3 protein-coding genes are annotated in these 3,029 nt (G+C 74.6%); 1 reads left to right on the top strand and 2 read right to left on the bottom strand.

What is annotated here, in order from left to right:
• Positions 1-94 precede the first annotated feature (94 nt).
• Both J1C73_RS09640 and J1C73_RS09635 read right to left on the bottom strand, forming a co-directional pair.
• On the bottom strand, positions 95-574 hold the full coding sequence (locus tag J1C73_RS09640; protein WP_207315963.1) for a heme-degrading domain-containing protein: 480 nt from the start codon (positions 572-574) through the stop codon (positions 95-97).
• Positions 571-1,734, bottom strand: a complete 1,164-nt coding sequence (locus tag J1C73_RS09635; protein WP_207315962.1) for a Gfo/Idh/MocA family oxidoreductase — start codon at positions 1,732-1,734, stop codon at positions 571-573. Before J1C73_RS09635 ends, J1C73_RS09640 begins: the two co-directional genes overlap by 4 nt.
• A gap of 56 nt (positions 1,735-1,790) precedes the next feature.
• Between J1C73_RS09635 and J1C73_RS09630 the strand changes: the two genes are divergently transcribed.
• On the top strand, positions 1,791-2,921 hold the full coding sequence (locus J1C73_RS09630) for an ROK family transcriptional regulator (RefSeq protein WP_207315961.1): 1,131 nt from the start codon (positions 1,791-1,793) through the stop codon (positions 2,919-2,921).
• Positions 2,922-3,029: the final 108 nt, after the last annotated feature.

The raw sequence follows: 3,029 nt of genomic DNA, 5'->3' as shown, positions 1-3,029 counted from the left end.
TCAATCGCCGGACGGGCTTGAGGTGGCTGAGCTCTCTGTTGAAACATCGGAGGGGTGGGTGCTGCTTGTGGCAGCGGTCCACCCCTCCGGTGTGTCAGTCGCTGATCGCCGTCGCGAACCTCTCCAGGGCCTCGACCACCAGTGCGTGGTCCTCCGCCTGGGGCAGGCCCGAGACCGTGACCGAGCCGATGACGCCCGCGCCCTCGACCGAGATCGGGAACGAGCCGCCGTGCGCGGCGTACGTGCCGGGGTTCAGGCGCGAGGCGTCGTCGAACGTCGTCCCCTTGGCCCGGAACCGGGTTCCGACCAGGTACGAGCTCTCGCCGTAGCGCTCGACGACCTTGCGCTTGCGGTCGATCCAGGCGTCGTTGTCCGCGCTCGAACCCGGCAGCGCGGCGTGGAACAGCTGCTGCGCCCCGCGCCGGATGTCGATCGCGACCGGGGCGTGCCGCTCCCGGGCCAGGGAGACCAGCAGGCCGCCGAGCGCGTACGCGTCGTCGTAGCCGAAATGCGGCAGCGTCAGTCGGCGCTCCTGTGCGATCAGCTCGGAGATGGTCGGAGCGGTGGGGTTCATGCGGATTGCTCCTCATGGGCGTGAGCGGCGGCGTGATCGGGCTCGGTCGCCGTGGTCAGGGTGACGGTGACGCCCTCGCGGGCCGAGCGGCGGGCGGCCTCCAGGACGTCCAGGGTCGCGGCGGCCTGGAGGGCGGTCACCGGATTCTCGCCCTTTCCGCGCAGCGCGTCGGTGACCGCCGCGTAGTACGCGGGGTAGTCGCCCGGCAGCGAACGGACCGGGGTGCCGCCGCCCGTGAGCGGGGACTCGCCCGAGCCGAGCCGGCCCCACAGCTCCTCGGCCTCCTCGCCCCACGGCCCGTCCGCCGACGGGCGTACGCCCTCGCGCAGGGCGGCCTCCTGGGGGTCGAGGCCGTACTTCACATAGCCGGCGGTGGAGCCGAGCACCCGGAAACGCGGGCCGAGCTGGGCCGTCGTCGCGCTGACGTACAGATGCGAGCGGACCCCGCCCGCATGGGTGATCGCCAGGAAGGTGTCGTCGTCGGCCGCCGCACCCGGCCGGCGTACGTCCGACTCCGCGTACACCCGCACCGCCGGGCCGAACAGGACCAGCGCCTGGTCGACGACATGGCTGCCCAGGTCGAACAGCAGCCCGCCGATCTCCTGCGGGTCGCCCGACTCGCGCCAGCCGCCCTTAGGCTGCGGGCGCCACCGCTCGAAGCGGGACTCGAAGCGCTGCACCTCGCCCAGCTCGCCGTCCGCGATCAGCGAGCGCAGCGTGAGGAAGTCGTTGTCCCAGCGGCGGTTCTGGAAGACCGAGAGCAGCACCCCGTGCTCCTCGGCCAGGGCCGCCAGCTCCCGCGCCTCGGCGGCCGTACCGGCGATCGGCTTGTCCACGACCACCGGCAGACCGGCCTTGATCGCGGCGGCGGCGATCGGGACATGGGTCTTGTTCGGCGACGCGATCACGATCAGGTCGAGTTCGTCCGCCCGCTGCCACAGCTCCTGCGGCGAGGCGGCGAACCGGACGCCGGGGAACTCGGTGCGGGCCTGCTCCCGCCGGTCCTCGTTCGACGTGACGACCGTGTCCAGGACGAGGCCGTCGGTCGCGGCGATCAGCGGGGCATGGAAGACGGAACCCGCCAGGCCGTAGCCGACGAGTCCGACGCGCAGGGGGGTCCCGGACGTTCCGGAGGTCTCGTGAATCGCGTGGGCAGTCATGCGTTCCACTTTGGCAACGCTGTTGCCAAAGTGCAAGCGTCAGCGACAATGGGTCCGTGAACAGGAGTAATAGCGGCGCCAACCTGCCGACGCTGCGCAGCCACAACGGGGCGCTCGTGCTGGACCTGCTGCGGGTCGCGGGCGAACGCGGGATCAGCCGGATCGAACTCGCCGAGCGGACGGGGCTCACCCCGCAGGCCGTCAGCAAGATCACCGCCCGGCTGCGGGCCGAGGGGCTGGCGGCCGAGGCGGGCCACCGCGCCTCCACGGGCGGCAAGCCCCGGACCGTGCTGCGGCTGGTGCCGGACGCCGGCCATGCGGTGGGGCTGCATCTGGACCGCGACGGGCTGACCGTGGTCCTCGTCGACCTCGCGGGCACGGTGGTCACGAGCCGGACGGCTCCGCTGGACTTCGGCGCCCCGGCCGACGAGGTGGTCGCGGCGGCGGCCGGCGCGGTCGCCGCCGTGCGCGGCGACGGCTCGCGGCCGGTGCTCGGCGTGGGGGCCGCGGTACCGGGGCCGCTGGACCACCGGGGCGGGGTGCTGCACCGCGTCACCGGATTCCCGCAGTGGGACGGCTACCGGCTCGGGGACGCCCTCGCCGCGCGGACCGGGCTGCCCGTCGTCATCGACAAGGACACCGATGCCGCGGCCCTCGGGCTCGCCCTCCAGTCGGCGGGTCCGGGCGACTTCGCCTACCTCCACCTCGGGACCGGGCTCGGGGCGGGGCTGGTGCTCGGCGGGGTGCTGCACCGCGGGGCGCGTACCGGAGCCGGTGAGTTCGGCCACCAGACCGTTCAGCTGGACGGGGTGCGGTGCAGTTGCGGCGGACGCGGCTGCATCGAGGCGCTCTGCCTGGCGGCCGTCGCCCGCGGCGATGTCGCCGAGGCCGCGCGGGTGCTCGGCACCGGCGCCGCCAACCTCGTCGGGCTGCTCGGCATCGACCGGGTGGTGCTGGGCGGACGTACCGTCGCCGCCGACCCCGACACCTACGTCCGAGGAGTGCGCGCGGTGCTCGACGAGCGGGCCCGGCGCCAGGGCGCCCGCGGGGTGCCGGTGCCGGACGTCACCGCCGGGGGCGGCGACCGGCCGGTCGCCGAAGGGGCGGCGCAACTGGTCCTCGCCCCGCTGTTCGGCCGCGTCGGCGGCGGCGACCCGGAGCGGGACGGGGTGGAACGGGGCAGGTGACCGGGGTCAGCCCCCGGCCGGGAGCCGCCGCGGGCTGACCCCGGTCCTCGTCCGGCCGGCCTCGCCGCCCCGTCCCGGCTCGGCTGATCGAGGGGTTCCCCGCCGCCG

Source organism: Streptomyces laculatispora (genome assembly GCF_017353455.1).
GTDB lineage: Bacteria > Actinomycetota > Actinomycetes > Streptomycetales > Streptomycetaceae > Streptomyces > Streptomyces laculatispora.
This window is presented reverse-complemented; position numbering and strand designations above follow the sequence as displayed.